The sequence below is a fragment of the Amycolatopsis sp. NBC_00438 genome (assembly GCF_036026695.1).
Taxonomy (GTDB): domain Bacteria; phylum Actinomycetota; class Actinomycetes; order Mycobacteriales; family Pseudonocardiaceae; genus Amycolatopsis.
The window spans coordinates 9,123,341-9,147,346 of record NZ_CP107923.1 but is presented as its reverse complement, the minus strand read 5'-3'; the positions used below and the strand labels follow the sequence as shown (position 1 = coordinate 9,147,346).

The 24,006-nt window shown below is 68.8% G+C and carries 23 protein-coding genes; 18 read left to right on the top strand and 5 right to left on the bottom strand.

Going from position 1 to position 24,006, the window contains the following annotated elements; translation table 11 throughout:
- The first annotated feature begins 5 nt into the window (after positions 1–5).
- The 10 genes from OG494_RS42125 to OG494_RS42080 all read left to right on the top strand — a co-directional run bounded on the left by OG494_RS42125 (position 6) and on the right by OG494_RS42080 (position 10,781).
- Positions 6–902, top strand: a complete 897-nt coding sequence (locus OG494_RS42125) for a carbohydrate ABC transporter permease (protein WP_328448434.1) — start codon at positions 6–8, stop codon at positions 900–902.
- Positions 899–1,714 carry a carbohydrate ABC transporter permease gene (locus tag OG494_RS42120; protein WP_328448433.1) on the top strand — a complete coding sequence of 272 codons (816 nt, stop codon included), beginning with the start codon at positions 899–901 and terminating at the stop codon, positions 1,712–1,714. The genes OG494_RS42125 and OG494_RS42120 overlap by 4 nt, the downstream gene beginning before the upstream one ends.
- Before the next feature lie 56 nt (positions 1,715–1,770).
- Positions 1,771–2,268 (top strand): DUF4190 domain-containing protein, encoded by a 498-nt coding sequence (locus OG494_RS42115; RefSeq protein WP_328448431.1) that lies wholly within the window; start codon positions 1,771–1,773, stop codon positions 2,266–2,268.
- A gap of 169 nt (positions 2,269–2,437) precedes the next feature.
- Entirely contained in the window at positions 2,438–4,162 is a 1,725-nt protein-coding gene (locus OG494_RS42110) for a TIGR03767 family metallophosphoesterase (protein ID WP_328448429.1), read from the top strand.
- A gap of 375 nt (positions 4,163–4,537) precedes the next feature.
- Positions 4,538–6,100, top strand: coding sequence for an SIR2 family protein (locus tag OG494_RS42105; protein WP_328448428.1), 1,563 nt, complete (start codon positions 4,538–4,540; stop codon positions 6,098–6,100).
- Positions 6,101–6,640: 540 nt separating this feature from the next.
- Positions 6,641–7,042, top strand: a complete 402-nt coding sequence (locus OG494_RS42100) for a PaaI family thioesterase (protein WP_328448426.1) — start codon at positions 6,641–6,643, stop codon at positions 7,040–7,042.
- 71 nt (positions 7,043–7,113) lie between these two features.
- Positions 7,114–8,376, top strand: a complete 1,263-nt coding sequence (locus tag OG494_RS42095; RefSeq protein ID WP_328448424.1) for a peptidase C39 family protein — start codon at positions 7,114–7,116, stop codon at positions 8,374–8,376.
- A 78-nt stretch (positions 8,377–8,454) separates the two neighbouring features.
- Complete coding sequence (locus tag OG494_RS42090) at positions 8,455–8,946, top strand: HAD domain-containing protein (RefSeq protein WP_328448422.1); 492 nt, start codon at positions 8,455–8,457, stop codon at positions 8,944–8,946.
- A 108-nt stretch (positions 8,947–9,054) separates the two neighbouring features.
- Positions 9,055–10,152 carry an S-(hydroxymethyl)mycothiol dehydrogenase gene (locus OG494_RS42085; RefSeq protein ID WP_328448420.1) on the top strand — a complete coding sequence of 366 codons (1,098 nt, stop codon included), beginning with the start codon at positions 9,055–9,057 and terminating at the stop codon, positions 10,150–10,152.
- Between the two features lie 65 nt (positions 10,153–10,217).
- Positions 10,218–10,781 carry a gamma-glutamylcyclotransferase family protein gene (locus OG494_RS42080; protein WP_328448418.1) on the top strand — a complete coding sequence of 188 codons (564 nt, stop codon included), beginning with the start codon at positions 10,218–10,220 and terminating at the stop codon, positions 10,779–10,781.
- Here OG494_RS42080 and OG494_RS42075 read toward each other — a convergent pair.
- The gene (locus OG494_RS42075) at positions 10,778–12,397 is read right to left on the bottom strand and encodes an FAD-binding oxidoreductase (protein ID WP_328448416.1); all 1,620 of its coding nucleotides are present in this window, start codon (positions 12,395–12,397) and stop codon (positions 10,778–10,780) included. The two genes, OG494_RS42080 and OG494_RS42075, sit on opposite strands and share 4 nt — an antisense overlap.
- Before the next feature lie 97 nt (positions 12,398–12,494).
- Between OG494_RS42075 and OG494_RS42070 the strand changes: the two genes are divergently transcribed.
- The 6 genes from OG494_RS42070 to OG494_RS42045 all read left to right on the top strand — a co-directional run bounded on the left by OG494_RS42070 (position 12,495) and on the right by OG494_RS42045 (position 17,620).
- Positions 12,495–13,058 (top strand): TetR/AcrR family transcriptional regulator, encoded by a 564-nt coding sequence (locus tag OG494_RS42070; protein WP_328459187.1) that lies wholly within the window; start codon positions 12,495–12,497, stop codon positions 13,056–13,058.
- Positions 13,055–14,596, top strand: a complete 1,542-nt coding sequence (locus OG494_RS42065) for a glycerol-3-phosphate dehydrogenase/oxidase (protein ID WP_328448414.1) — start codon at positions 13,055–13,057, stop codon at positions 14,594–14,596. The genes OG494_RS42070 and OG494_RS42065 overlap by 4 nt, the downstream gene beginning before the upstream one ends.
- A gap of 108 nt (positions 14,597–14,704) precedes the next feature.
- The gene (locus tag OG494_RS42060) at positions 14,705–14,974 is read left to right on the top strand and encodes a helix-turn-helix transcriptional regulator (RefSeq protein WP_328448412.1); all 270 of its coding nucleotides are present in this window, start codon (positions 14,705–14,707) and stop codon (positions 14,972–14,974) included.
- Positions 14,971–15,522 carry a hypothetical protein gene (locus tag OG494_RS42055; protein ID WP_328448410.1) on the top strand — a complete coding sequence of 184 codons (552 nt, stop codon included), beginning with the start codon at positions 14,971–14,973 and terminating at the stop codon, positions 15,520–15,522. Before OG494_RS42060 ends, OG494_RS42055 begins: the two co-directional genes overlap by 4 nt.
- Complete coding sequence (locus OG494_RS42050) at positions 15,519–16,433, top strand: ABC transporter ATP-binding protein (RefSeq protein WP_328448408.1); 915 nt, start codon at positions 15,519–15,521, stop codon at positions 16,431–16,433. The genes OG494_RS42055 and OG494_RS42050 overlap by 4 nt, the downstream gene beginning before the upstream one ends.
- A complete protein-coding gene (locus OG494_RS42045; RefSeq protein WP_328448406.1) occupies positions 16,430–17,620 on the top strand; it encodes an ABC transporter permease in 1,191 nt (396 codons plus the stop codon). Before OG494_RS42050 ends, OG494_RS42045 begins: the two co-directional genes overlap by 4 nt.
- 42 nt (positions 17,621–17,662) lie before the next feature.
- Here OG494_RS42045 and OG494_RS42040 read toward each other — a convergent pair whose 3' ends face one another.
- The 4 genes from OG494_RS42040 to OG494_RS42025 all read right to left on the bottom strand — a co-directional run bounded on the left by OG494_RS42040 (position 17,663) and on the right by OG494_RS42025 (position 22,143).
- Positions 17,663–19,009 carry a cryptochrome/photolyase family protein gene (locus tag OG494_RS42040; protein WP_328448404.1) on the bottom strand — a complete coding sequence of 449 codons (1,347 nt, stop codon included), beginning with the start codon at positions 19,007–19,009 and terminating at the stop codon, positions 17,663–17,665.
- A gap of 61 nt (positions 19,010–19,070) precedes the next feature.
- Positions 19,071–20,387 carry a citrate synthase gene (locus OG494_RS42035; RefSeq protein WP_328448403.1) on the bottom strand — a complete coding sequence of 439 codons (1,317 nt, stop codon included), beginning with the start codon at positions 20,385–20,387 and terminating at the stop codon, positions 19,071–19,073.
- Positions 20,388–20,584: 197 nt separating this feature from the next.
- A complete protein-coding gene (locus OG494_RS42030) occupies positions 20,585–21,526 on the bottom strand; it encodes a carbohydrate kinase family protein (RefSeq protein ID WP_328448401.1) in 942 nt (313 codons plus the stop codon).
- Positions 21,527–21,567: 41 nt separating this feature from the next.
- Entirely contained in the window at positions 21,568–22,143 is a 576-nt protein-coding gene (locus OG494_RS42025) for a TetR/AcrR family transcriptional regulator (RefSeq protein WP_328448399.1), read from the bottom strand.
- Between the two features lie 104 nt (positions 22,144–22,247).
- Here OG494_RS42025 and OG494_RS42020 point away from each other — a divergent pair, with 104 nt between their 5' ends.
- Positions 22,248–23,396, top strand: a complete 1,149-nt coding sequence (locus OG494_RS42020) for an acyl-CoA dehydrogenase family protein (RefSeq protein WP_328448397.1) — start codon at positions 22,248–22,250, stop codon at positions 23,394–23,396.
- A gap of 49 nt (positions 23,397–23,445) precedes the next feature.
- Complete coding sequence (locus tag OG494_RS42015) at positions 23,446–23,985, top strand: Uma2 family endonuclease (RefSeq protein WP_328448395.1); 540 nt, start codon at positions 23,446–23,448, stop codon at positions 23,983–23,985.
- Positions 23,986–24,006 lie beyond the last annotated feature (21 nt).

Genomic DNA, 24,006 nt, shown 5'->3' with positions numbered 1-24,006 from the left:
CGGGGATGAAGCGGCGAGACGCACGCACATTCTGGCTGTTCGTCGGGCCGTTCCTGCTGGGGCTGGCGGTGTTCGCGTACCTGCCGATCGGCTGGAGCGCGTACCTCTCGTTCTTCGACGCGCGCAACACCGTCACGCCGACGAAGTTCGTCGGGCTGGACAACTACGGCCACATGCTCACCGACGAGCCGTTCCTGTCCAGCCTCGGCACGTTCAGCGTGTTCGCGCTGTTCATCGTGCCGCTGACGTTCGTGCTGTCGCTGGCGCTCGCGCTCGGCGTCAACCAGCTCCGGTTCGCGCGGGCGTTCTTCCGGTCGGTGTTCTTCCTGCCGTTCGCGTGCTCGTACGTCGTGGCGTCGCTGATCTGGAAGACGTCGCTGTTCTCCGGTGTCCGATACGGCCTGGCGAACACCGTGCTGTCGTTGTTCGGCGCCGATCCGGTGGCGTGGACGGGCACGGTCCACCCGCCGCTGTACTGGATCGTGCTGGTGACGGCGCGGCTGTGGCTGCAGCTCGGGTTCTACATGATCCTGTTCATCGCGGCCCTGCAACGGATCCCCCAGCACTTGTACGAGGCCGCGTGGCTCGACGGCGCGAAGCCGGGCTGGCAGGTGTTCCGGTACGTGACGCTGCCCCAGCTGCGCGCGACGGCCGTGGCGGTGCTGTTGCTGAACCTGATCAACGCGTACCAGGCGTTCGACGAGTTCTACAACATCATGGGTGACGCCCGCGGCTACCCGCCGTTCGCGCGGCCGCCGTTGGTCTACCTGTACTACACCTCGCTGGGTTCGGGTGGCCAGGACCTCGGCCGCGGCAGCGCGGGTGCGGTGATCCTGGCGCTGATCATCGCCATGGTGACGCTGCTGCAGGGCCGCGTCCTGCGGTTCGGACGTGCGACATGAGGGCGTTCCTCCGCTGGACGGCGCTGATCATCGCGGCCGTGCTGTTCCTGCTGCCGTTCTACCTGCTGTTGCGCAACGGGCTGGCGTCCCGAGCGGAGATCACCGCTCCACAGTGGACCTTCTTTCCGTCCACAGTGCACTGGGAGAACTTCTCCAAGCTCTTCGCCTCGGACGACGTCCCCTTCGCGCGAAGCCTGCTGAACTCGGCGATCGTGGCGGTGCTGCAGACAGTCGGCCTGCTGGTGCTGTGCTCGCTGGCGGGCTACGGCCTGGCGCGCATCCCGTACCGGCATTCCGGGATCGTGTTCTACGCGGTGCTGGCGACGCTGATGATCCCGACGTCGGTGACGTTCGTGCCGAGCTTCGTGGTCGTCTCGACCCTCGGCTGGCTGTCGGACTTCCGCGGCTTGGTGATCCCCGGGCTGTTCAGCGCGTTCAGCGTCTTCCTGTTCCGGCAGTACTTCCTGGACTTCCCCCGCGAGCTGGAGGAGGCGGGCCGCGTCGACGGCCTGACGCGCTGGGGCGTGTTCTGGCGCATCGTGGTCCCGAACTCCCGGGGCTTCTTCGCGGCGATCGCGGTCATCACGGTGATCGGCAGCTGGAACGCGTTCCTGTGGCCGCTGATCATCGCCCAGTCGCCGGATTCGTGGACGGTCCAGGTGGCGCTGTCGGGTCTGCTGACGGCGCAGAACCCGCAGCTGAACCTGCTGTTCCTGGCGGCGGCGGTGTCGATCCTGCCGATCGTGCTGCTGTTCGCGTTCCTGCAGCGGTACCTGGTGCGCGGGGTGACGGAGTCGGGCTTGAAGGGCTGAGTAACAACCGGGGCCACCGGAACGACTTCGAGGTCACTGACAGAAGTGGGTGCGGCGTGACCGATTTCGACTCCTACCAGCAGCCCGACCCGGCCGAGCCGACGTGGCAGCAGTACCCGCCCTCCATGCCGACGCCGGCCCCGCCGGCGGCGATGCAGCCTTACTACGGGACGCAGCCGTACCCGGTCCAGCCCTACGCGGCGCAGTCCTACCCGTCTCAGCCCTACCCCGCCCAGCCCTACCCCGCCCAGCCCAACGCGATGGCGGCGTACCCGATGCTGCGCACGAGCGGCATGGCGGTGGCGGGCCTGGTCGTCGGCATCCTCGCCCTGGTCGGTTTCTGGGTCCCGTTCGCGGACCTGCTGCTGGGTTTCCTGGCGATCGGCCTGTCGTGGGCCGGCATGGTCCAGGGCGGCCGGCCCGGCTACACCGGCAAGGGCATGGCGATCGCGGGCCTGATCTGCGGAATCATCGGCGTGATCCCGGCACTGATCGTGATGCTGTTCTTCTTCGGCCTGTTCGCCGCCGCCGGAGCGTGCGGCATCGCCTGCTGAGCCGCAGGGCCAGCGGCGGAAATGACCACGACCTTCGGCGGTACACCCCACCCCAAGCCCTGTGACAAGGTGAACCCAAGTGTCACGGTGAATGTTTTTCATGTTCACCGTGTGGACAACGTCGTCCGGCACGGTGCTGGGCAACCGAGACACCTGGGGAGCGAATCACATGGCCGAACTCACCCGGCGCACCTTCGCCACGGCCGGCGCCGCCGGTCTCGGGCTGCTGCTCTGCACGCCCACCGCGAACGCGCTCGACCGGGCACTGCGGCTCACCTCCACCCGCTCGGTCAGCACCACCGGAACCACGCTCGAACAGGTCGCGACCGGTGGCGGCACCGCGACCTACTCCCGGCTGAGCGCCGGTCCCGGCTGGCCGCTCGTCGTCCGCGGCGACCTCGCCGCCCCGCAGGCCGGGCGCGACGACCGGCGCCGCGCGCTCAGCGCGTTCGTGCAGTTCACCGACCTGCACATCACCGACACCGAGAGCCCCGCGCGCTTCGAGTACCTGCACCCCTACATCGGCTCCGCGCACCGGCCGCAGGAAGCGCTCGGGACCGTCGCGACCAGCGCGCTCGTCGAGCGGGTCAACAGCGTCCGGCAGGGCCCGTTCACCGGGCGGCCGTTCGACCTCATGGTCACCACCGGCGACAACACCGACAACCACGAACTGATCGAGCTCGACTGGTTCCTCAAGGTCCTCAACGGTGGCAGCGTCACGCCGAACTCCGGCGCCACGAACGCCTACGAAGGCGTCCAGAACTCGGGCAACAGCGCGTTCTGGAACCCGGCCATCCCGGGCAGCGACGCCTACTCCGCCAAGGGGTTCCCGCAGCTTCCCGGCCTGCTCGAAGCGGGCATCGGGACGTTCACCGCGCCGGGCCTCGACGTCCCGTGGTTCTGCACCTTCGGCAACCACGACGACAGCATCGTCGGCTCGCTACCGGCCCAGATCCCCGGCATCGACGCCTGGTACACCGGCAAGTACAAGGTGATCGGCAAGGACGAGAGCACCGCGAAGAAGCTCGCCGCGGCCATCAAGAAGCTGGGCTCGAGCGTGCCGGTCGCCGAGCTGTTCGGCGGCGGGGGCACGATCCGCGAGATCACGCCGGACGCGCGCCGCCGCCCGTTCAGCACCGGCGAGTTCGTGCGCGCGCACCTGGACACCGCCAACACGGGCCCCGGCCCGGCCGGGCACGGCTTCGGCGCCGACAACGCCGACGGCAAGGCCGTCTACTACACGTTCCGGATCGCGCCGGGCATCACCGGCATCAGCCTCGACACCACGACCGACGCCGGGTTCGCCGACGGCTCGATCGGCCTCGCGCAGTACAACTGGGTCGAGTCGACGCTCAAGCGCGGCAGCTCGGCGTACTACGACTTCTTCGGCCGCCGGGTCACCCACAGCGTCACCGACGAGCTGTTCCTGCTGTTCAGCCACCACACCAGCGGCTCGATGGGCAACCTGCTGCCGGACTCGCGCCACCTGCTCGACCCGCGCCTCGACGGCAACGCGTTCGTCGCGCTGCTCAAGCGCTTCCCGAACGTGCTGGCCTGGGTCAACGGCCACACGCACCTCAACAAGATCACCGCGCACGCCGGCGGCACCCCGAAGCAGAGCTTCTGGGAGATCAACACCGCGTCGCACGTCGACTTCCCGCAGCAGGCCAGGATCGTCGAGGTCGCGGACAACGCCGACGGCACGTTGTCGCTGTTCACGACGCTGATCGAGGCCGAAGCGCCGTACGCCGTCGACTACGACGCCCGGACGCCGCAAGCGCTTGCGGCGCTGTACCGCGAGTTGTCGTACAACGACATCCACGTCGACCTCGGCCGCGTCGGCGAGGCCGTCGACCACAACACGGAACTGCTGCTCGTCCACCCGCTGAGCTGACGCGCGTTACCCCGATCGGCGTGGGCAAGTGGGGCGGACTTGACCAGCCCATCGCCTCACCGAAATCAGAGACGAGGATCTGACGCCCTGATCATCCGCAACGGTACCAAACGTAGAACCACCCATAAGCACTAGCGTCGACCACAAAATGGAGACCATGGGTCACATGATTACCCCGTAAAGGTCAGCGTCATCCTGCTGATACCGCGAATGCCAGCGCGAGGTTGCCTACGAGCGACGACTTGAAGACCCAGGCAACGCCACCCACCATCGATCGAGACGTGACCCGACGACAATCTGACCGTGACAAGAACTTTTCCCAGAACCGAGCGCCGACTCCGCTACACTGACTGACCCGAGTCGGCGAGGTGAACTTTGGTAAGTCCTGACAGACCACCACACCGAGATCCCGGCATCGGTTTTTTCGACGAGAAAGACACAAAAGAAGCAATCGAGAAGATTGCCAAGGCGAAACGTCTCACAATATTCACCGGCGCCGGCATAGCCGCCGATCTTCACGTGCCAAATTGGTCCAACCTGGTATCGCGGCTCCTAGAGAATCTAGAGTCAGAAACGTATCAGAACGACCACGAGTGCCACTCAACCGTCCAACAGGCCGTTGACTTCTTCCATCAGATGCCTGCAGCATCGATAGTCGACGCACTATACGACGAAAAACATCCTCTCCATGCACTCAATCAAAGAAACAGGGACATCGCCAAGATTCTCTACGCCAGCAGCGGAGATTCTCCCGTAGACCGCACACCGGAAGACTCCCTCGCGGTATACGTACTCCGTCTTGCCGTTGCCAAACGGCTCGCCGGGTGCGACGTCCACATTCTCACAACAAATTATGACGACATGCTTGAACAGATTGCCGGTCATCACGAAATATTCAGTGATCTAGGATCCGACGGCGTAGCCGTATACACCAACTGGAACCACGAGGACGACGGACTCGCCCGCGGGGTCCCCATCTCGCATCTTCACGGTTTCATACCACGAACAGGCTCAGCCCGCGAGGTCGTCTTCTCCGAACGCGAGTACATCCAGTGGGACCGGGAAAGCAAATGGCGCGACTACCTGCCCAAACGGGTCACTGGCGGCGGCTTGACACTATTTATCGGCGCTTCCTTGCGAGATTACAACATCGCAGCCATGATTCGGCGGTTCAGCAGAGGCGAAGTCTACGCATTGCTTCCAGTTGAGGACGAGGTCGCACATGCCCAGCTACGAGGGAAGCCTTGGCTGCCCTCCAGTGCGCGCTATGCATCACTCCGCGGACTTCACCTCGGCGTACGCGTTCTACGCCCCGATTTCTATGGGCAAGTCTGCCAATTCCTACATGAAGCGACGATCCCGACAGACCTCCGAGTACCGAACTATTCCACCCGCCTCCGCAAGTGGTGGCAATCATGGTCAACTGAGGATCAAAAACCGCAGCGACTCAATCGACTCGTCGACTACTCCAGAAGTCTGCGACAGTTTGCGATCAACGAAGAGAGACAACTCGATCGAACCCCTCACGTCAAAGCAGAAGTCTGGGTCCGCGACGACCCCGACTCACGCCGCCTGAGACTTTACGCATCGTCACAAAATGTCGTCTTGCCAGACGCGGGCTACTGGCCACACAGTGCCCGGATCGAGCACATGTCGCGTTACGTAGCCGTCTCGGCGTTCGCAGCCAGGCAGGCGACCGAAGGCACGGTCGAAAACAGCCATGACGGTCGATGGACTCACTTCCTGGCCGTACCGATCATTCTCCCTGAGGCTCCGTACTACGAGCTTCCCGTCGGGGTAATGATCTTGTTGCTCCATGCACCCGCAATCGAAGAAGAGGTCTACTTCGGCGATGCAGAGAGCGATCACATGCGCGAACTCGCGGTCCGGATGAAGACTCTTGGCCAGGAGTTCCTACGCCCCACTACTTCTCCTTGACTCCGTATCGTTCCTTCAACGCCTCACGGAGACCGTCGGTGCCCACCCGAGGCGTTGCAACCTTGACGACCCGAACCCCCGGCCGCTCCTGGCTCCGCATACGAACTCGACTACCGGTCTCTGCGGGACGCACCGGTCTGTAGTCATAGTCTTCGGCAGGTGCATCAGTGTCGTCCACTTCACTCACGCTCCAACCTGCGGTGCCAGAAACACGGAACCCTCAACATTACAGGACGCAAGAGCGTGACGGAACGAAAGTTCCATCACGTCACCTGGTTGAAACCCGCGTCGACGACCGAACGCGACGTTAACACAACATGAAGCACCAATCGTCGAATGCCACACCACGTTGGCTGGCGGGAATCCCATGAACGTGTCGCCCTGTGCGAATTTGACTCCCCGCGACCGCAGTAAGGCTGCTACCCAGAGTCAGCGGATGAGGTTGCGCACGCACCTCCCTGCTCGTCCACCCGCTGAGCTGACGCGCGTTACCCGGGAGGTAATCGACCCGCGGCGCCGGTGTCCCGCAGGCTCGAGGGCATGACCGATCCCCAGGGCACGCAGCTCTTCCACCGCTCCATGCCGTTCTCCGAACGCCTCGGCGTCGAGGTCCTCGAACACGGGCCCGCGCTCGTGCGCAGCCGGCTGAAGTGGGACGAGAGCCTCTGCACGCTCGGCGGCGCGCTGCACGGGGGCGCGCTCATGGCGCTGGCCGACTCGACCGGCGCCGTGTGCGCGTTCCTCAACCTGCCCGAGGGCGCGCAGGGCACGACGACTGTCGAGTCGAAGACGAACTTCCTGCGCGCGGTGCGTTCGGGCTACGCGACTGCGTCGTCCAGACCACTGCACGCGGGCCGCAAGTTCGTCGTGGTGGAGACGGAGATCCACGACGACGACGGCAAGTTGGTCGCGAAAGTGACACAGACCCAGGCCGTCCTCTAGGTACCTGTTTACATACCCGGCCGGACCGGCGAAAATCCCTGGCTACTGGGTGGGTCGAGCAAGGAGCCGGGATGCGGGTACGCAGTTTGTTCGCCATATTGTCCGCCGTGATGGTGACGGTGGTGACGGCGCAGGTCGCCGAGGCCGCGCCCGGCCGGCCGGGCGACGACGAGTCGATCGACTACCACGAGTGGGCCGGCGGCCGCCTGCACGAGGGCAGCTTCGCCGGGCTCGCGCTGACCCGCGACGGCCTGCGCATCACCCGCCCGATCGGCACGGTCGAGCACACCGAACCCGAGCTCGGCACGACGAAGACGTACGAATACAGCCAGTGGACGTCGCCGTCGTACCGCCAGGGCTTCGGCGCGACGCAGCTCGTGTCGTCGTGGAACGCGCAGACGCCGGCGAAGACGTGGCTGCAGGTCGAGGCGCAGGGCAGGACGGCGGCCGGCGCGGAGACCGGCTGGTACGTGATGGGCCGCTGGGCCAGCGGCGACGCCGACATCCTGCGCACCAGCGTCGACGGCCAGGACGACGCGAACGCCCTGGTCGACGTCGACACGCTGGTCACGAAGACCGGCGTCACGCTCAAGTCGTACAAGCTGCGGATCAGCCTCTACCGGGAGAAGGGCTCGCACGCGACGCCGTCGGTGACGTCGCTGGGCGCGATGACCTCGGCGGTGCCGAACCGCTTCGACGTCCAGACGACGAAGCCGGGCCGCGCGAGCGGGATCGAGCTGAAGGTGCCGGCGTACGCGCAGAACCTCCACAAGGGACAGTTCCCGCAGTACGGCGGGGGCGGCGAGGCCTGGTGCAGCCCGACGTCGACGGAGATGGTGGCCGAGTACTGGGGCAAGAAGCCGTCGGCGGCGGAGATGTCGTGGATCCCGTCGGACTACGTCGACCCGTCGATCGCGTTCGCGGCGCGCTTCACCTACGACCACGCGTACGACGGCACGGGCAACTGGCCGTTCAACACGGCGTACGCGGCGTCGCGCGGGCTGCGCGGGCACATCACGCGGCTGCACTCGCTGAACGAGCTGGAGAACTACATCGTCCGCGGCATCCCGGTGATCACGTCCCAGTCGTTCCTGGCCTCCGAGCTGGACGGCGCGGGTTACGGCACGGCGGGCCACATCATGGTGGTGGTCGGCTTCACCAAGGACGGCGACGTGATCGTCAACGACCCGGCGTCGAGCAGCAACGACCGGGTGCGCAACGTGTACAAGCGAGACCAGTTCGAGAAGATCTGGCAGCGGACCCAGCGGTACCGCGCGGACGGAACCGTGGCGGGCGGCCCGGGCGGGATCGCGTACATCATCACCCCGGCTTGACCCCCGACGTGTCGTGAGGGGCACCCCCAGGGACGTTATGTCCCTGAGGGTGCCCCTCATGGCAGACTTCGCGCTGCCATGAGCAAGCCGTTGGTGTTCCTCGACGTGGACGGCCCGCTGATCCCCTTCGGGAGAAGCACCGGGCAGTACGAGGTGTTCACGAACGCCGAACTGGCCAACCCGCTGCTGTCCCGGGTCGATCCGAGCGTCGGCCCCCGGCTGCTGGCCCTCGGTGGCGACCTGATCTGGGCCACCACCTGGCTGGACGAGGCCAACGAGTGCGTCGCCCCGCTGCTCGGCCTGCCGCCGCTGCCGGTGCTGACCTGGCCGGACTCTCCCGACGAGGAGCGCGACGCCCGCGCCGGGCGGCACCGGAAGACCCGGCGGATCGTCGAGCGGGCCGCGGGCCTGCCTTTCGTCTGGATCGACGACGAGACGACCGGCGCGGACCGGCGCTGGGTGACGGCCCACCACCCGGGGCCGGCGCTACTCCACACGGTCGCGCCGAGCGCCGGTCTCACCGCCGGTGACCTCGACGTCATCGCCGCCTGGGTGCATCAGTTGCGCTAGACGCACCCTGTTGCGTCTTCACCACCGACTCTCACTCATGCGGATGTCGCCATCTCCGCATGATCCGTGATTAGCTGCGGGCAGAACCAGCGAGGAAGGTGGATTCGCATGCCGTACGAGGTCCAGGGGGTCGTTTCGCGGGCGAAGGGCGAGCCTGTCTCGCTGGAGACCGTGCTCGTGCCCGATCCCGGGCCGGGCGAGGCCGTCGTGAACGTGCAGGCCTGCGGGGTCTGCCACACCGACCTGCACTACCGCCAGGGCGGGATCAACGACGACTTCCCGTTCCTGCTCGGCCACGAGGCCGCCGGGGTCGTCGAAGCCGTCGGGGACGGCGTCACCGATCTCGAGCCCGGCGACTACGTCATCCTCAACTGGCGCGCCGTCTGCGGCACCTGCAGGGCCTGCAAGCGCGGCAAGCCGTGGTACTGCTTCTCGACGTTCAACGCCACCCAGCCGATGACGCTCGCCGACGGCACCAAGCTGTCGGCCGCGCTCGGCGTCGGCGCGTTCCTCGAGAAGACGCTCGTCCACAGCGGACAGTGCACGAAGGTCGACCGCGACGCCGAACCCGCCGTCGCCGGGCTGCTCGGCTGCGGCGTGATGGCCGGGCTCGGCGCGGCGATCAACACCGGCGCCGTCACCCGCGGCGACTCGGTCGCGGTCATCGGCTGCGGCGGCGTCGGGGACGCGGCCATCGCGGGCGCGAAGCTCGCCGGCGCCACCACGATCGTCGCGATCGACATGGACGACCGGAAGCTGGAGTGGGCCAAGGACTTCGGCGCCACCCACACGGTCAACAGCAAGGGTCTCTCCGAAGAAGCCGTCGTCGAGGCCATGCAGGACGCCACCAGCTCGTTCGGCCCGGACGTCGTGATCGACGCCGTCGGCCGGCCGGAGACCTGGCGCCAGGCCTTCTACGGGCGCGACCTCGCCGGCACCGTCGTGCTGGTCGGTGTGCCGACGCCGGAGATGCGCCTCGACGACCTGCCGCTGATCGACTTCTTCTCGCGCGGCGGCTCGCTCAAGTCGTCGTGGTACGGCGATTGCCTGCCGAGCCGCGACTTCCCGATGCTGGTGGACCTCTACCTGCAGGGCCGGCTGCCGCTCGACAAGTTCGTCACCGAGCGGATCGGCGTCGACGGCGTCGAGCAGGCCTTCGAGCGCATGCACCACGGTGACGTCCTGCGTAGCGTGGTGACGTTCTGACGCTCTTCGTCGACGAGGACTACCCGGCCGACCCCTACCCGGGGACCCGGCCGGGCTTTTCCTTCGTGCACACCGACGGCGCCGGGTATCCGCTGGACACGGCGCCGGAGGGCTGGCGTGAGCGGCAGGCCGTGCTGGCGTACGGCTCCAACGCGAACCCGTCGAAGATCAGCTGGATGCGCGCCGAACTGGGCCTGCGGGGCCCGGTCGTCGTCGCGCACGCCCGATGCGACGGCCTCGGCGCGGTCTGGGCGTCCGGCCTGCGCTACCGCGACGGCCAGCGCCCGGCGACGCTCACCGCGCTGCCCGGCGTCGAGGAGCACGCCGTCTGGTTCGTGACGCCGGACCAGCTCGCGGTCCTGGACGTCTGCGAGGGCCGCGGCAACCGCTACCACCTGGTCCGGCTGACCGACCCGGCCATCACGCTCGAAGACGGCAGCAAGGTCACCGACGTGCTGGCCTACATCGGCGCGATGCCGATCCGCTTCCCGCTGCTGGTCGACGGCAAGCCGGTCCGCACGGCCGACGTCCCGCAGGCGCAGGCGATCGGGCTGCGGGGCGAGGAAGCGGCCGGCCCGGGCATCGCGTGCGAGGTCGTCGAGCCGCCGGACGGGCGCACCTTTCCCTAGATCAGCTTGCCCGGGTTGAGGATTCCGGTCGGGTCCACCGCGGACTTCGCCGCGCGCAGCACCTCGACGCCGAGCTTGCCGATCTCCGCGCTCAGGTACGGCGCGTGGTCGACGCCGACGGCGTGGTGGTGCGAAATCGTGCCGAGGCCGCTGATCGCCTCGCACGCCGCGGCCTTCGCGCGCTGCCACTGCCCGACCGGGTCGGCCTGATCGCGCGCGGTCAGGACCGTGAAGTACAGCGACGCGCCCGTCTCGTACGCGTGCGAGATGTGGCACATGACGATCGCGCGGCCCAGTGACGCCGTGAGCGCCGCGCGGACGTCGTCGCGCAGTTCGTCCACAGTGGACCAGTAGGTCGCGGTCTCCAGCGTCTCGACGCAGACACCGCGGTCCATCAGCATGTCGCGCTGGCGCGGGCCGCCGAACCGGCCGTGCCGCCAGGACTCGCCGAGCGCCTTGCCGACGCGCACCGCGCCCAGCGCCTTCAGCCGGCGGGTGGTTTCGCGGCGGCGCACCGCGACGTCGTGCGCGGTGCCTTCCCAGCCGACGATCAGGAAACACGGGTGCCGCACGCCGCGCGCGGACAGGTACTTGCGCAGTGCCGTCGTCTTGAGCCCGCCGTTCAGCGCGAGCGAGACCTCGGTTTCGTCCACATCGGACAGCCGGGTGACGTCGGCGAGCACGTGGTTCTGCGCGAGGTCGCGGACCGCCGCCGCGCCGGCCTCCCAGCCGGGCAGCGCGTACCCCTCGTACCGCTTGACCGGCGGCGCCGGCCGCACCCGCAGCGAGACTTCGGTGATGACGCCGAGCGTGCCTTCGCTGCCGACGGCGAGCTGACGCAGGTCCGGGCCGGCCGCGGACGCCGGGGCGACACCGAGCTTCCACTCGCCGCGCGGGGTGGCCAGCCGGACGCCGGTGACCATGTCCTCGAACCGGCCGTAGCCCGACGACGCCTGGCCGGCCGAGCGCGTCGCCGCGAAGCCGCCGATCGTGGCGCGCTCGAACGACTGCGGGATGTGCCCGAGCGTCAGGCCGCGCTCGCCGAGCAGCCGCTCGGCTTCGGGGCCGCGGACGCCGGCCTGGAGGATGGCGATGCGTGATTCGGTGTCGACCGAGACCAGCGCGTCGAGCCGGACGAGGTCCAGCGCGATCACGGACGTCTTTTCACCGCTGAGCGCCGCGACCCCGCCGACCACCGAGGTCCCACCGCCGAACGGGACAACTCCGACATCGTGCCGCACGCAGACGTCGAGCACGGCCTGGACTTCGTCCGGTCCGGCGGGCAGCACGACCGCGTCCGGCACCGGGAACTCCACCGAGGACGACCGGCGGCGCAAGAGATCCAGGTAGGACAACCCGGTGGCCCGCGCGAGCCGCGATTCGTCGTCTACCAGCACGTTCGCGGTTCCGACGACCTCCGACAGCGTTTCCACTGCAGATCCGGCCAGACTTGACGACGGTATTTTAACCGTCAATTCGGCCACCGGTGCGGCGCCGGGACCCACCTGGCCTATACGCTGTTCAAGCCACTTGGCCGCCCGCGCGGGCAGCTGGGCGGCGTCGGCGGCTTCCGCGGTCCAGGACTGGCGGAGACGGTGGTCAATCAGCTCGTTCACGACTACAGTGTGACACATGGACGTGAAACGTCACACCACGCAGATCGCGGGATCTTCCGCGCTCGCGGACACCCGTAACCGGCAGACGGCGACACGAGTGGCCGATGACGTGCTGCTCGACGCCGCGCGCACGTGCGTGCTGGCCGTCGGTGTGCGCCGCACCACACTCGCCGAGATCGCCCGCACCGCCCGCGTCAGCCGGATGACGGTCTACCGCCGTTTTCCGGACGTGCGCAGCGTGCTCGCCGCGTTGATGACGCGTGAGTTCAGCGGCCTGCTGCGCACGGCGAGCGAACGCGGCGCCGAGGCGTCGGACAGCCGTGAGCGGCTCGTGCTCATCGCGTCCGCCGGGATCCGCGCGCTGTCGAACGACCCGCTGTTCCGCACGCTGCTCGACGTCGACCCCGAGCTGGTGCTGCCGTACATCGTGGAGCGGCTCGGCGCGACCCAGCGGTTCGCCGAGCAGGTGCTGCACCAGCTGCTCGAAACCGGCCACCAGGACGGCTCGGTCCGGCGCGCGCCGGTCGCGGCGCAGGCCCGGTCGGTGCTGCTGCTGGTCCAGTCCTTCGCGTTCTCGCTGCGGCCGGCCACGATGGACGTCGACCAGGCGGCGCTGATGGCCGAGTTCACCCACGTGCTCGACGCGGCCTTGAAGCCATGACGTCGGGGTCGCTCAACGCACGGCGCCGTGAACGCGAGCTCGCGGAACTGGCGTCGGGCGAGCGCGTCGACGTCATCGTGGTCGGCGGCGGCGTCACCGGCGCCGGCATCGCGCTCGACGCCGCTTCCCGCGGGTTGTCGGTGGCGCTCGTCGAGGCGCGCGACCTCGCCTTCGGGACATCACGCTGGTCGTCGAAGCTGGTCCACGGCGGACTGCGGTACCTGGCGCACGGCGAACTGGGCTTGGCGCACGAAAGCGCGGTCGAGCGCGGCATCATGATGACGCGCACGGCGCCGCACCTCACGCGCGCGATGCCGCAGCTGTTCCCGTTGTACCCCAGCACGTCCCGGGCTCAGCAGGCGCTGGTTTCGGCGGGCTTGCGAGCGGGCGACGGCCTCCGCCGGGCGGCGCGCACGCCGTCATCGGTACTGCCGCGGCCGCGCACGATCCCGGCGGCGGAGGCGCTCGCGCTGGCCCCCGCCCTCTCACCACACGCCCTGCGCGGCGCGTTGCTGGCCTACGACGGCGCCCTCGTCGACGACGCGCGCCTGGTCATCGCCCTGGCGCGCACGGCGGCGACGTTCGGCGCCCGCATCCTGACGCGGCTGTCGGCGCTCTCGGTGACGGCCGACCGCGTCCGCGTCCGCGACGGCGTTTCGGGCGACGAACTGGACCTGGTCGCCCGCCAGGTGATCAACGCGACGGGCGTCTGGGCCGGGACCCTGACCGGCTCGGTCCGCCTGCGGCCGTCGCGCGGTTCGCACCTGGTGCTCGCGCCGGGGACGGTCCCGATGGGCACGACGTCGATCAACATCGGCGTGCCCGGCGAGACCAACCGCTTCGTGTTCCTGCTCCCCCAGCCGGACGGCCGCGTCTACCTGGGACTGACGGATGAGCCGGTTTCGGGCTCGTTGCCCGACGTGCCAACGGTTCCGGAGTCCGATGTGGACTTCCTGCTGGCACTGGCGTCGTCGGTCCTGTCGCGCCCGCTGACCCGCGCGGACATCGCGGGCTCGTACGCGGGACTGCGCCCGTTGATCGAAGGCACGGGCGGCCGTTCGGCGGACCTGTCCCGCAAGCACGCGGTCCTGGCGGGCTCCGACGGCCTGCTGACGGTGGTCGGAGGCAAGCTCACGACGTACCGGAGGATGGCCGAGGACGCGGTCGACGCGGCGGTCCGCCTCGCCGGGCTCCCGACTTCGCCGTGCCGGACCTCCCGGCTTCCCTTGCTGGGCGCGGCCCGCCGCGAAGATCTGTCCCTTGTGGACGCTCCGGCCCGGCTGGTGGCCAAGTACGGCACGGAGGCGCCTCGCGTGGCGGCGCTGGGCGAACTGGACACCGAGTTCGCGGCCCCGGTGTCGCCGGGCACGGAAATCACGGCGGCGGAGATCGTCTGGGCGGTCCGCAACGAGGGTGCCCTGGACGTCGAGGACGTCCTGGAACGCCGGACGCGCCTGTCCCTGGTCCCGGCCGACGCGACCGCGGCGACCCCGCGAGTGGCCGAACTGGTGGACAAAGCACTGGCCGGCCTGGCCTGACCCGAAGCGGCACTTTCACGTGAAAGTGCCGCTTCGGCGTGCGCGAAAGCTGAGGCTTGATGTTCTCTTAGGTTGACGAGTCGTTGGGTTTTTGCAACAGTACGTTCTATGAGTCCGGTCAGGCGCGGCAAAGAGCTGCCGATCTACAACCGGCTACCCGTGTTGAGGGCCGAACGCGGGTTGAGCCGGGCCGCGCTGGCGAACGCCGTCGAGGTGAACCCGCAGACCATCGGGGCGCTCGAGCGCGGCGACCACTATCCGAGCCTGGACCTGGCCTTCCGGATCTGCGCGGTGTTCGACCTGCCGGTCGAAGCGGTGTTCAGCCGTGAACCGTTCATGCCACTGTCCACCCAGGTCTACCGCGAGGGGGGAGCATGACCATGATCGAACAGCAGGGTCGGCTGGCGGCCTACTGGGAACGTCAGCTCGACAAGATGGACGAACGCGAACTGCGGCACGCCCAGCGGCTGCCGGGCTGGCGCGACCGGCGGCACCGGCGCGCGCTGGCCGGGGCGCTGGCCGGCGCCGACCTCGTGCTCGTCGGCAGCGCGGCCGTCTTCACCGTGGTCTCGCCGTGGCTGTACTTCGGCCTCTGGATGGGCGCCCTGCTGACCGGCGGGGCCTCCTTCACGCTGCTGAAGATCCTGACCGGCCGGATGAGCGGGAGCTTCTCGCGGCTGCTGGACGAGCGCGAACGCGAGTGGCGCCACCGCGTCACCTACATCGGCTACCTGGTGCTCGTCGCGCTGATGCTGGTCGCGATGTTCTACACCCTGATCGTCGCCGGGCAGGCCGAGGGCGCGTTCCGCGGCGTGATGATGATGTCCGCGCTGCTCGTCACCGGCACCACCGTCCCGCCGATCGTGCTGGGCTGGTCGCTGCCGGACGACGACCCCGACGATTTCGAAGAGGGGGACACCCCATGACCGAGGGGAACCTGGAGATCGACGGGATCTCCAAACGCTACGGGGCGAAAGTGGCGCTGGACGGCGTCACGTTCGACGTCCGCGCCGGCGAGCTGTTCGGCTTCGTCGGCAGCAACGGCGCCGGCAAGACCACGACGATGCGGATCGCGCTGGGGGTGCTGGCCGCCGACGGTGGCGAGGTCCGCTTCGACGGCAAGCCGATCACCCACGAAACCCGCACGCACATCGGCTACATGCCGGAAGAACGCGGGCTCTACCCGAAGATGAAGGTGCTGGACCAGCTCGTCTACCTCGCCGAACTGCACGGCCTGACGGCGAACGAAGCCCACCGCAACGCCGAAACCTGGATCACCCGGCTCGGCCTGGCCGAGCGCCGCAAGGACGAGGTGCAGAAGCTCAGCCTCGGCAACCAGCAGCGCGTCCAGCTGGCCGCGGCGCTGGTGCACGACCCGGCCGTGCTGGTGCTCGACGAGCCGTTCTCCGGCCTCGACCCGCTGGCCGTCGACGTCATGAGCGCGGTGCTGCGCGAGAAGGCCGCGGCCGGGGTGCCGGTCGTGTTCTCCAGCCACCAGCTCGACCTCGTCGAGCGGCTGTGCGACCGGGTCGGGATCATCCGCAACGGCCGGATGGTCGCCGTCGGCACGGTCGGCGAGCTCACCGCCGAAGCCGGCAGCAAGCTCGTGGTGACGGCGCCGGGCGCGCGTCCCGGCTGGGCCGCGGGCCTGCCCGGCGTGCGGGTGCTGGAAGAACGTGACACGACCACCGTGCTCGGCCTCGAACCGAGCGCCGACGACCAGGCCGTGCTCGCCGCGGCGCTGTCGACCGGGCCGGTCACCGAGTTCAGCCACCGGCGCCGGACGCTGACCGAGCTGTTCCGCGACGCCGTATCGGACAAGGGGGAGCCGCGATGAGGACGCTGAGTGGGCGGCGCGCCGTCTGGCTCGTGATGAAGCGCGAGCTGAACACGCGGCTGCGGACGCGCTCGTTCGTGATCGGCACCGTCGTGATGCTGGTGCTGCTGCTGGGTTACGTCGGGTTCCAGGCCGCGCTGGCCGGGGCGGCCGACAAGAGCACGGTGGGCCTGACCGGACAGGCGACCGGGATCGCCCAGCAGCTCCAGACGAAGGCGGCGCAGGCGGGCCAGGAGATCTCGACCGTCACGATCACCGACCCGGCCGAGGGCCGGCAGAAGGTCGAGGACGGCGACCTGGACGCGCTCGTCTCGGGCAGTGCGGCGAAGCTGACCGCCACGTACAAGTCCTCTTTGGACAACCAGTTGCGCACGGTGCTCGACCAGGTGGCGCAGCAGCAGGTGCTCGACGGTGTGCTCTCGTCCGCCCAGCTCGAACCCGCCGACGTGATGGCGCAGGTCAACGGCACCCACGTGCAGGACGACGCGCTGTCGCCGGAGCCGGCCGACCACACCCAGCGGCTGGTCGTCGGCCTGATCGTCGCGTTCCTGCTCTACATCAGCATCATCACCTACGGGACGATGGTCGCCCAGGGTGTCGTCGAGGAGAAGTCGAGCCGGGTCGTGGAGATCCTGCTCGCCAGCGTGCGGCCGTGGCAGCTGTTGCTGGGCAAGGTGATCGGGCTCGGCCTGGTCGGGCTCGTCCAGCTGGTCATCCTCGCCACGGCCGGGCTGATCGCGGCGTCGGTGAGCGGGGTGTTCACCCTGTCCGGGTTCGCCGGCGGCGCGCTGCTGTGGGGCCTGCTCTGGTACCTGCTCGGTTTCCTGCTGTACGCCACGATCTACGGCGCGCTGGGCTCGCTCGTGTCCCGGCAGGAGGACACGCAGTCGGTCGTCGGGCCGATCAACATCGTGCTGATCATCGGGTTCGTCGCCGGCTTCAACCTGCTGCTGCAGGACCCGGACGGCACGGCGGCCAAGGTCGTCTCGCTGATCCCGCTGCTCTCGCCGATCCTGATGCCGGCCCGGATCGCGACCGGCGCCGCGGCCGGGTGGGAGATCGGGTTGTCCCTCGGCCTGACGGTCGCCTTGGTCGCGCTGCTGACCTGGCTGGGCGGCAAGATCTACGGCAACAGCGTGCTGCGCATCGGCAGCCGCATCAAGCTGTCGGAGGCCCTGCGCGGCTGAGCCCTCGTGAGTGTTCAGGGCGGTTAGAACCGCCCTGAACACTCACGACGTGATCTTGCCGTACCGCTCCAAGGACACCTGGCGCTCGTGGGCGTGATCCACCATCGGCTCCGGGTACTCCTTGGGGCGGTCCTTCAGCTTGTGGACCGCTTTCCCCGCCACCGAACGCAGTTCCGGGACGTATTTGCGGACGTAGTCGCCGTTCGGGTCGAACTTCTCCCCCTGCGTGGTCGGGTTGAAGATCCGGAAGTACGGCGCCGCGTCGGTGCCACTGCCCGCGACCCACTGCCAGTTCAGCTGGTTCGACGCGAGATCGCCGTCGACGAGGTGGTTCATGAAGTGCCGGGCGCCCTGCCACCACGGCAGGTGCAGGTCCTTCACCAGGAAACTCGCGACGACCATCCGGACGCGGTTGTGCATCCAGCCTTCGGCCAGCAGCTGCCGCATCCCGGCGTCGACGATGGGGTAGCCCGTCTTCCCGGCGCACCACCGGTCGAAGGCGTCGCGGTCGTCGTCGTGGCTCATCTTGTCGAACCGCTTGTCGTAGTTCTTGCGCGCGGTTTCCGGGCGGTGCCACAGGACGTCGGCGTGGAACTCGCGCCAGCACAGCTCGCTGCGCAACGACTTCGCGCCCACCCGGTCGTCACCGGCCAGGTCCGCGAGCAGCGTCCGCGGGTGGACGCACCCCCAGCGCAGGTACGGCGAGATCCGCGTGGTGCCTTCACGATCCGGCCGGTCACGGTCCTCGTCGTAGGTGTCGACGCCGCCGTCGAGGAAGGCGTGCCAGACGTCCAGCGCGGCCTGCTCACCCGGCTCCGGCAGCGTTGCGGAGACGCGCGGCGGCTTGGGGATCCCCGAGGAGCGATCCGGCTCGACCCAGTCCACAAGGGATGGTCCGGTGTCGGCGGGCGCACGCCAGCCGTGCGCGGTCCACGCGCGGAAGAACGGCGTGAAGACGCGGTACGGGTCGCCGTCCGGCTTGGTGACGCGCCCGGGCGCCACCGCGTACGGCGAGCCCGTCTCGACCCAGTCGATGTTGTGCTCCGCCAAGGCTTTCGCGACCTCGGCGTCCCGGCGACGGCCGTACGGGCCCGTGTCGGCGCTGACGTGCACCGCGCTCGCGCCGATCTTCTTGGCGGCCTTCACGACCTCGGCCGCCGGTTCGCCGCGCACCAGCATCAGCCGGCCGCCGAGCTGCTCGTCGAGCTTCTCCAGGCAGCCGTAGAGGAACGCCGTGCGCACGTCGCCGGACGGCTTCAGCAGTGCCTCGTCGAGGACGTACAGCGCGAGGACGTGCTTGCTGTGCTTCGAGGCTTCCAGCAGGGCGGCGTGGTCGCCGAGCCGCAGGTCGCGCCGGAACCACAGGACAACGGGTGCTTCTTTGGTCACGCCGGACAACGATAAGCGCCCCGCCGTGCCAGTGCACGACGGGGCGCTTCTCGATCGAGGCTTAACGCTCCGACATCGGGGTGTAGTCCCGCGACGCGTGGCCGGTGTAGATCTGCCGCGGGCGGCCGATCTTGGTGGCCGGGTCGTTGATCATCTCGCGCCAGTGCGCGATCCAGCCCGGCAGGCGGCCGAGCGCGAACAGCACCGTGAAGAACTTCGTCGGGAAGCCCAGCGCCCGGTAGATCAGGCCGGTGTAGAAGTCCACGTTCGGGTACAGCTTGCGCGAAACGAAGTAATCGTCCGAAAGCGCGGTCTCTTCGAGCTTCTTGGCGATGTCGAGCAGCTGGTCGCCGCCCTTCAGCTTGCCGAGGATCTCGTCGGCGGTGTTCTTGATGATCTTCGCGCGCGGGTCGTAGTTCTTGTACACCCGGTGCCCGAAGCCCATCAGCTTCACGCCCTTTTCCTTGTTCTTCACCCGCTCGACGAACTTGGCGACGTCGCCGCCGTCGTTCTTGATGCCCTCGAGCATGTCGAGCACCGCGGCGTTCGCGCCGCCGTGCAGCGGGCCGAACAGCGCGTTGATGCCGGCCGAGATCGACGCGAACAGGTTCGCCTCGGACGAGCCGACCAGGCGCACGGTCGAGGTCGAGCAGTTCTGCTCGTGGTCGGCGTGCAGGATGAACAGCAGGTCGAGCGCCTTCGCGACGTCCGGGTCGACCTCGTACGGCTCGGCCGGGAAGCCGAACGTCATGCGGAGGAAGTTCTCGACCAGGCCGAGCGAGTTGTCCGGGTACAGCAGCGGCTGGCCCACGGACTTCTTGTACGCGTACGCGGCCAGGGTCGGGACCTTGGCGAGCAGGCGGATGGTGGACAGCTCGACGTTCGGTTCGTCGAACGGGTCGAGCGAGTCCTGGTAGAAGGTCGAAAGCGCGGAGACGGCGCTGGAGAGCACCGGCATCGGGTGCGCGTCCCGCGGGAAGCCGCCGAAGAACTCCTTGAGGTCTTCGTGCAGCAGCGTGTGGCGCTGGATCTTCTCGGTGAAGTCGGCCAGCTGGGCCTCGGTCGGCAGCTCGCCGTAGATCAGCAGGTAGGAGACCTCGACGAAGGTCGACTTCTCGGCCAGCTGCTCGATCGGGTAACCCCGGTAGCGGAGGATGCCGGCGTCGCCGTCGATGTAGGCGATCGCCGACGAAGCGGCGCCGGTGTTGACGAACCCGGGGTCGTAGGTGATGTACCCCGTCTGCGCCAGCAGCTTCCCCAGTTCGATCCCGGGCGCGCCCTCGACCGGGTGGACAATCTTGAACTCGTGCTCACCATTCGGAAGGCTCAGCTTCGCGGTTTCGCCGCCGGACTGCCCCGCAGTCGTCGCGTCGGACATGCAAGTCCCTCTCACGTTGGGCACGGGCCGGCGGCGCCTGTAGGTTCCACAGGTAGCCACGTGTTCACGCGAGGAAACACTGGCGCCTCGCTGCACACCGCCCCGCTGGGGTATGAAGAATGCCCCTCTACGCTAGTCGAGAAACCCCGCACCGCGCAGCGGTGACGTTGCCCCAGGTACCCGCTTTGGGACCAGGTTCACACGGTGGATGCCATATCGGCGGTCGTGGGCGGCTCCGCGCCACTGCGCGACACGGTGATCGAGGCCGCTTTCGCCGCGAACGTGAGGGCTTCGCGCCACGCGTCCGCGTCGAGAGAAGCCAGGTCCGAGACCTCGTGGGTGGTCAGCCAGGCCAGCAGCGCGCCCTGGACGGTGTCGCCGGCGCCGATGGTGTCGACCACCGTCACCTTCCTCGACGGCACGTGGGCCACCTCACCTGCGGCGGTGATCACCGCGACGCCGTCGGCGCCCCGGGTGAGCACGACCGCGTCCACACCGGACTCGACCCACGTCTTCGCGGCGGCGACCGGGTCGGCGCCCTCGGTGAGCCACGCGGTGTCGTCGTCGGAGATCTTCAGCAACCGGACGTCCGGCAGCCACGACGCGAACCGGGCGCGGTAGGCGGCCGGATCGGTGATCAGGGCCTCGCGGATGTTCGGGTCCAGCACGGTCAGCACGCCGCGGGCGGCCTCGCGCCGCAGCATCGCTTCGTACGCCGACGCGCCGGGCTCCAGGACCATGCCGAGGGTGCCGAGCGAGAGCGCGGTGACCTCCTCCGGCAGCGCGCCGGGGTCGGCGACGAGCCGGTCCGCCGTGCCCTCGACGTAGAACGTGTAGTGCGCGGCGCCCTTCGCGTCGAGCGCGACGACGGCCAGCGTCGTCGGCTCATCCCCGCGTTGCAGCAGCGACGTGTCGACGTCCGACGCGTGCAGCCGCTCGACCATCGCTTCACCGAAGCGGTCGGTGGACACCCGCGACAGGAACGCCGTCGGCACGCCGAGCCGGCCCGCGGCCAGCGCGACGTTGTACGGCCCGCCGCCCAGGCGCGGCAGCAGCGCGCGCAGCCCACCGTCCACAGTGGAGTCCACGGGGTCACCCGGGACGAGGTCTACGAGAGCTTCTCCGCCTACGACGATCACCCGGCGAGTTTAAGGGAGAAGCGGGTGACAATTCCTGTCCGCTATTTGTTCAACCCGCCGAGCAGCAGCTCACCCAGAGCGGTGAACGCCTCGGCGTCGGACACCTCGGTCCGCTGCGCGAGCACGCCGGTCTGGATGCCTTCGACGATCAGCCCGGTCATCTCGGCGACGAGCCGGGCGTGGACGTCGCGGAAGACGCCGTCGGCGACGCCCTTGTCGATGAACGCGCGGATCCGCTGCGCCGCGAACCGGCTGTTGACCTGGTAGGTCTCGCGGGCCGGGGCGAACTCGGCGATGTCGCGCATGAACGTCGCCGACGCGCGATTCAGGTGCTCGGCGACGCCGGCCAGGTACTCGCCGATGAGCTTCGGCGCGTCGTCGATCCCGGCGATCCGCTCCTCGATCCGCTCCGCGGCGCCCCGGAAGAACTGGGCGACGACCTTGACGGCGAGCTGCTCCTTGCTGGGCGCGAGCGCGTAGAGCGTCGACTTCGAGCAGCGCAGGCGGGCGGCGATGTCGTCCAGGGTAAAGGCGGCGAACCCCTCCGCGAGGAAGAGGGCCTCGAGGTCGGCGAGCAGGGCACGCTGCCTCGCGGTGGGCCGGCGACTGGCTTCCATCGGACCACTATCTCCTACGTCTTCCGGCCACCCCAGGCTTGTCGTACTGTACTCTAAGCAGACCCACAGTACTGTTTTCAGTACCGTTATCCGGGAGGACCACGATGCCCGCCGAACGCCTGCTGCCCGACTCGGACGCCGAGGACCTGCTCGCCCTGGCGACCGAGATCGCCCGCGACGAGCTGGCGCCCCGCGCGGCCGAGGCCGAGGAGGCCGAGCGGTTCCCGCGCGAGCAGTTCCGGCTGCTCGGCAAGTCCGGGCTGCTGGGGCTGCCGTACGCGGAGCGCTGGGGTGGCGGCGACGTGCCGTACGAGGTGTACCTGCAGGTCCTGGAGGAGATCGCGGCCGCGTGGATGACGGTCGGCGTCGGGCTCTCGGTGCACACGATGTCCTGCTACGGCCTGGCCAACTGGGGCACCGACGAGCAGCGTGACCGGTGGCTCCCGGACATGCTCGAAGGCGGTTTGCTCGGCGCGTACGCGCTGTCGGAGACCCAGGCGGGCTCGGACGCGGCCGCGTTGACGACCCGCGCGCGTCTCGACGGCTCGGACTACGTCGTCAACGGCACCAAGGCGTGGATCACCCACGCCGGCGTCGCGGACTTCTACACGACGATGGTCCGCACGAGCGACGACGGCGGCCGCGGCATCTCGTGCCTGCTGGTCGACGGCGCCACACCGGGCCTGTCGGCGGCGCCGCGCGAACGGAAGATGGGCCTCACCGGGTCCCCGACCGCCCAGCTGATCTTCGACGACGCCACGGTTTCGGCGGACCGCCTGATCGGCGACGAGGGCCACGGCTTGAAGATCGCCTTGTCGTCGTTGAGCTCCGGCCGGCTGGGCATCGCGGCGTGCGCGGTGGGCCTGGCCCAGGCGGCGCTGGACGAGGCGGTGCAGTACGCGAAGGGCCGCTCGCAGTTCGGCCGCCCGATCATCGACTTCCAGGGCGTCGAATTCCTGCTGGCCGACATGGCGGCCACGGTCGAGTCGTCCCGCGCGACGTACTTGGACGCGGCCCGGCGACGCGACCGCGGGATGCCGTTCCAGCGCCAGGCTTCGATCGCGAAGCTGGTCGCGACGGACGGCGCGATGAAGGTGACGACAGACGCCGTCCAGGTCCTCGGCGGGGCCGGGTACACGCGGGACTTCCCGGTGGAGCGGTACATGCGCGAAGCGAAGGTGCCGCAGATCTTCGAAGGCACGAACCAGATCCAGCGGATGGTCATCGCGCGCGAACTGAAGGCCTCGGTGTAGCCCGGTCCAGCGAAGGCTGTCGCACGGCCGGCACAGATACCGTTACCCCATGTCCGGCCGTCTGCTGTCAGTCGAGGAGTACCGAGCGCTCGGGGAAACCGACCGTGGTTTCACCGAACTGGTGGAAGGCCGGGTGGTGCCGTCGCCCGGCGCCGGCCGGAGGCACAACATGGCCGCGTGCCGGCTGGCCGGACAGCTCGAACGGCAGTTGCCACGCGGTCTCGCCTTCGCCCTCGGCACCGACCTGGACCTGCAGCTGGCGCCGCACGGCGAGCCCGGCTTCTCCCGCCGCCCGGACCTGCTGGTCTTCGACCGAGCCGCGGTCGCCCGCGTCGGCGACCTGATCCGCGCCGACGAGGTGGCCGTGGTCATCGAAATCGTGTCGCCGGGCTCGAGACGCACCGACTACCGGGTGAAGCACGACGAGTACGCCGACGCCGGGATCCCGCACTACTGGATCATCGACCTCACCGAGCCGGTCTCGCTCGTCGCCTGCCGCGGGTACCAAGACGCGCCCGCGGTCACCGGCACCTTCACGACCGACGTCCCGTTCCCGGTCAGGCTCGACCTCGACGCCCTGCTGTCGTGAAGAAAATAGGCGGACGACACG

What these genes read in the sequence shown, in the direction of transcription:
- OG494_RS42125 (WP_328448434.1), top strand. Translation starts at nt 6, where the DNA reads ATGAAGCGGCGAGACGCACGCACATTCTGGCTGTTCGTCGGGCCGTTC.
- OG494_RS42120 (WP_328448433.1), top strand. Translation starts at nt 899, where the DNA reads ATGAGGGCGTTCCTCCGCTGGACGGCGCTGATCATCGCGGCCGTGCTG.
- OG494_RS42110 (WP_328448429.1), top strand. Translation starts at nt 2,438, where the DNA reads ATGGCCGAACTCACCCGGCGCACCTTCGCCACGGCCGGCGCCGCCGGT.
- OG494_RS42100 (WP_328448426.1), top strand. Translation starts at nt 6,641, where the DNA reads ATGACCGATCCCCAGGGCACGCAGCTCTTCCACCGCTCCATGCCGTTC.
- OG494_RS42095 (WP_328448424.1), top strand. Translation starts at nt 7,114, where the DNA reads ATGCGGGTACGCAGTTTGTTCGCCATATTGTCCGCCGTGATGGTGACG.
- OG494_RS42090 (WP_328448422.1), top strand. Translation starts at nt 8,455, where the DNA reads ATGAGCAAGCCGTTGGTGTTCCTCGACGTGGACGGCCCGCTGATCCCC.
- OG494_RS42085 (WP_328448420.1), top strand. Translation starts at nt 9,055, where the DNA reads ATGCCGTACGAGGTCCAGGGGGTCGTTTCGCGGGCGAAGGGCGAGCCT.
- OG494_RS42065 (WP_328448414.1), top strand. Translation starts at nt 13,055, where the DNA reads ATGACGTCGGGGTCGCTCAACGCACGGCGCCGTGAACGCGAGCTCGCG.
- OG494_RS42060 (WP_328448412.1), top strand. Translation starts at nt 14,705, where the DNA reads ATGAGTCCGGTCAGGCGCGGCAAAGAGCTGCCGATCTACAACCGGCTA.
- OG494_RS42055 (WP_328448410.1), top strand. Translation starts at nt 14,971, where the DNA reads ATGACCATGATCGAACAGCAGGGTCGGCTGGCGGCCTACTGGGAACGT.
- OG494_RS42050 (WP_328448408.1), top strand. Translation starts at nt 15,519, where the DNA reads ATGACCGAGGGGAACCTGGAGATCGACGGGATCTCCAAACGCTACGGG.
- OG494_RS42045 (WP_328448406.1), top strand. Translation starts at nt 16,430, where the DNA reads ATGAGGACGCTGAGTGGGCGGCGCGCCGTCTGGCTCGTGATGAAGCGC.
- OG494_RS42035 (WP_328448403.1), bottom strand. Translation starts at nt 20,387, where the DNA reads ATGTCCGACGCGACGACTGCGGGGCAGTCCGGCGGCGAAACCGCGAAG.
- OG494_RS42025 (WP_328448399.1), bottom strand. Translation starts at nt 22,143, where the DNA reads ATGGAAGCCAGTCGCCGGCCCACCGCGAGGCAGCGTGCCCTGCTCGCC.
- OG494_RS42020 (WP_328448397.1), top strand. Translation starts at nt 22,248, where the DNA reads ATGCCCGCCGAACGCCTGCTGCCCGACTCGGACGCCGAGGACCTGCTC.
- OG494_RS42015 (WP_328448395.1), top strand. Translation starts at nt 23,446, where the DNA reads ATGTCCGGCCGTCTGCTGTCAGTCGAGGAGTACCGAGCGCTCGGGGAA.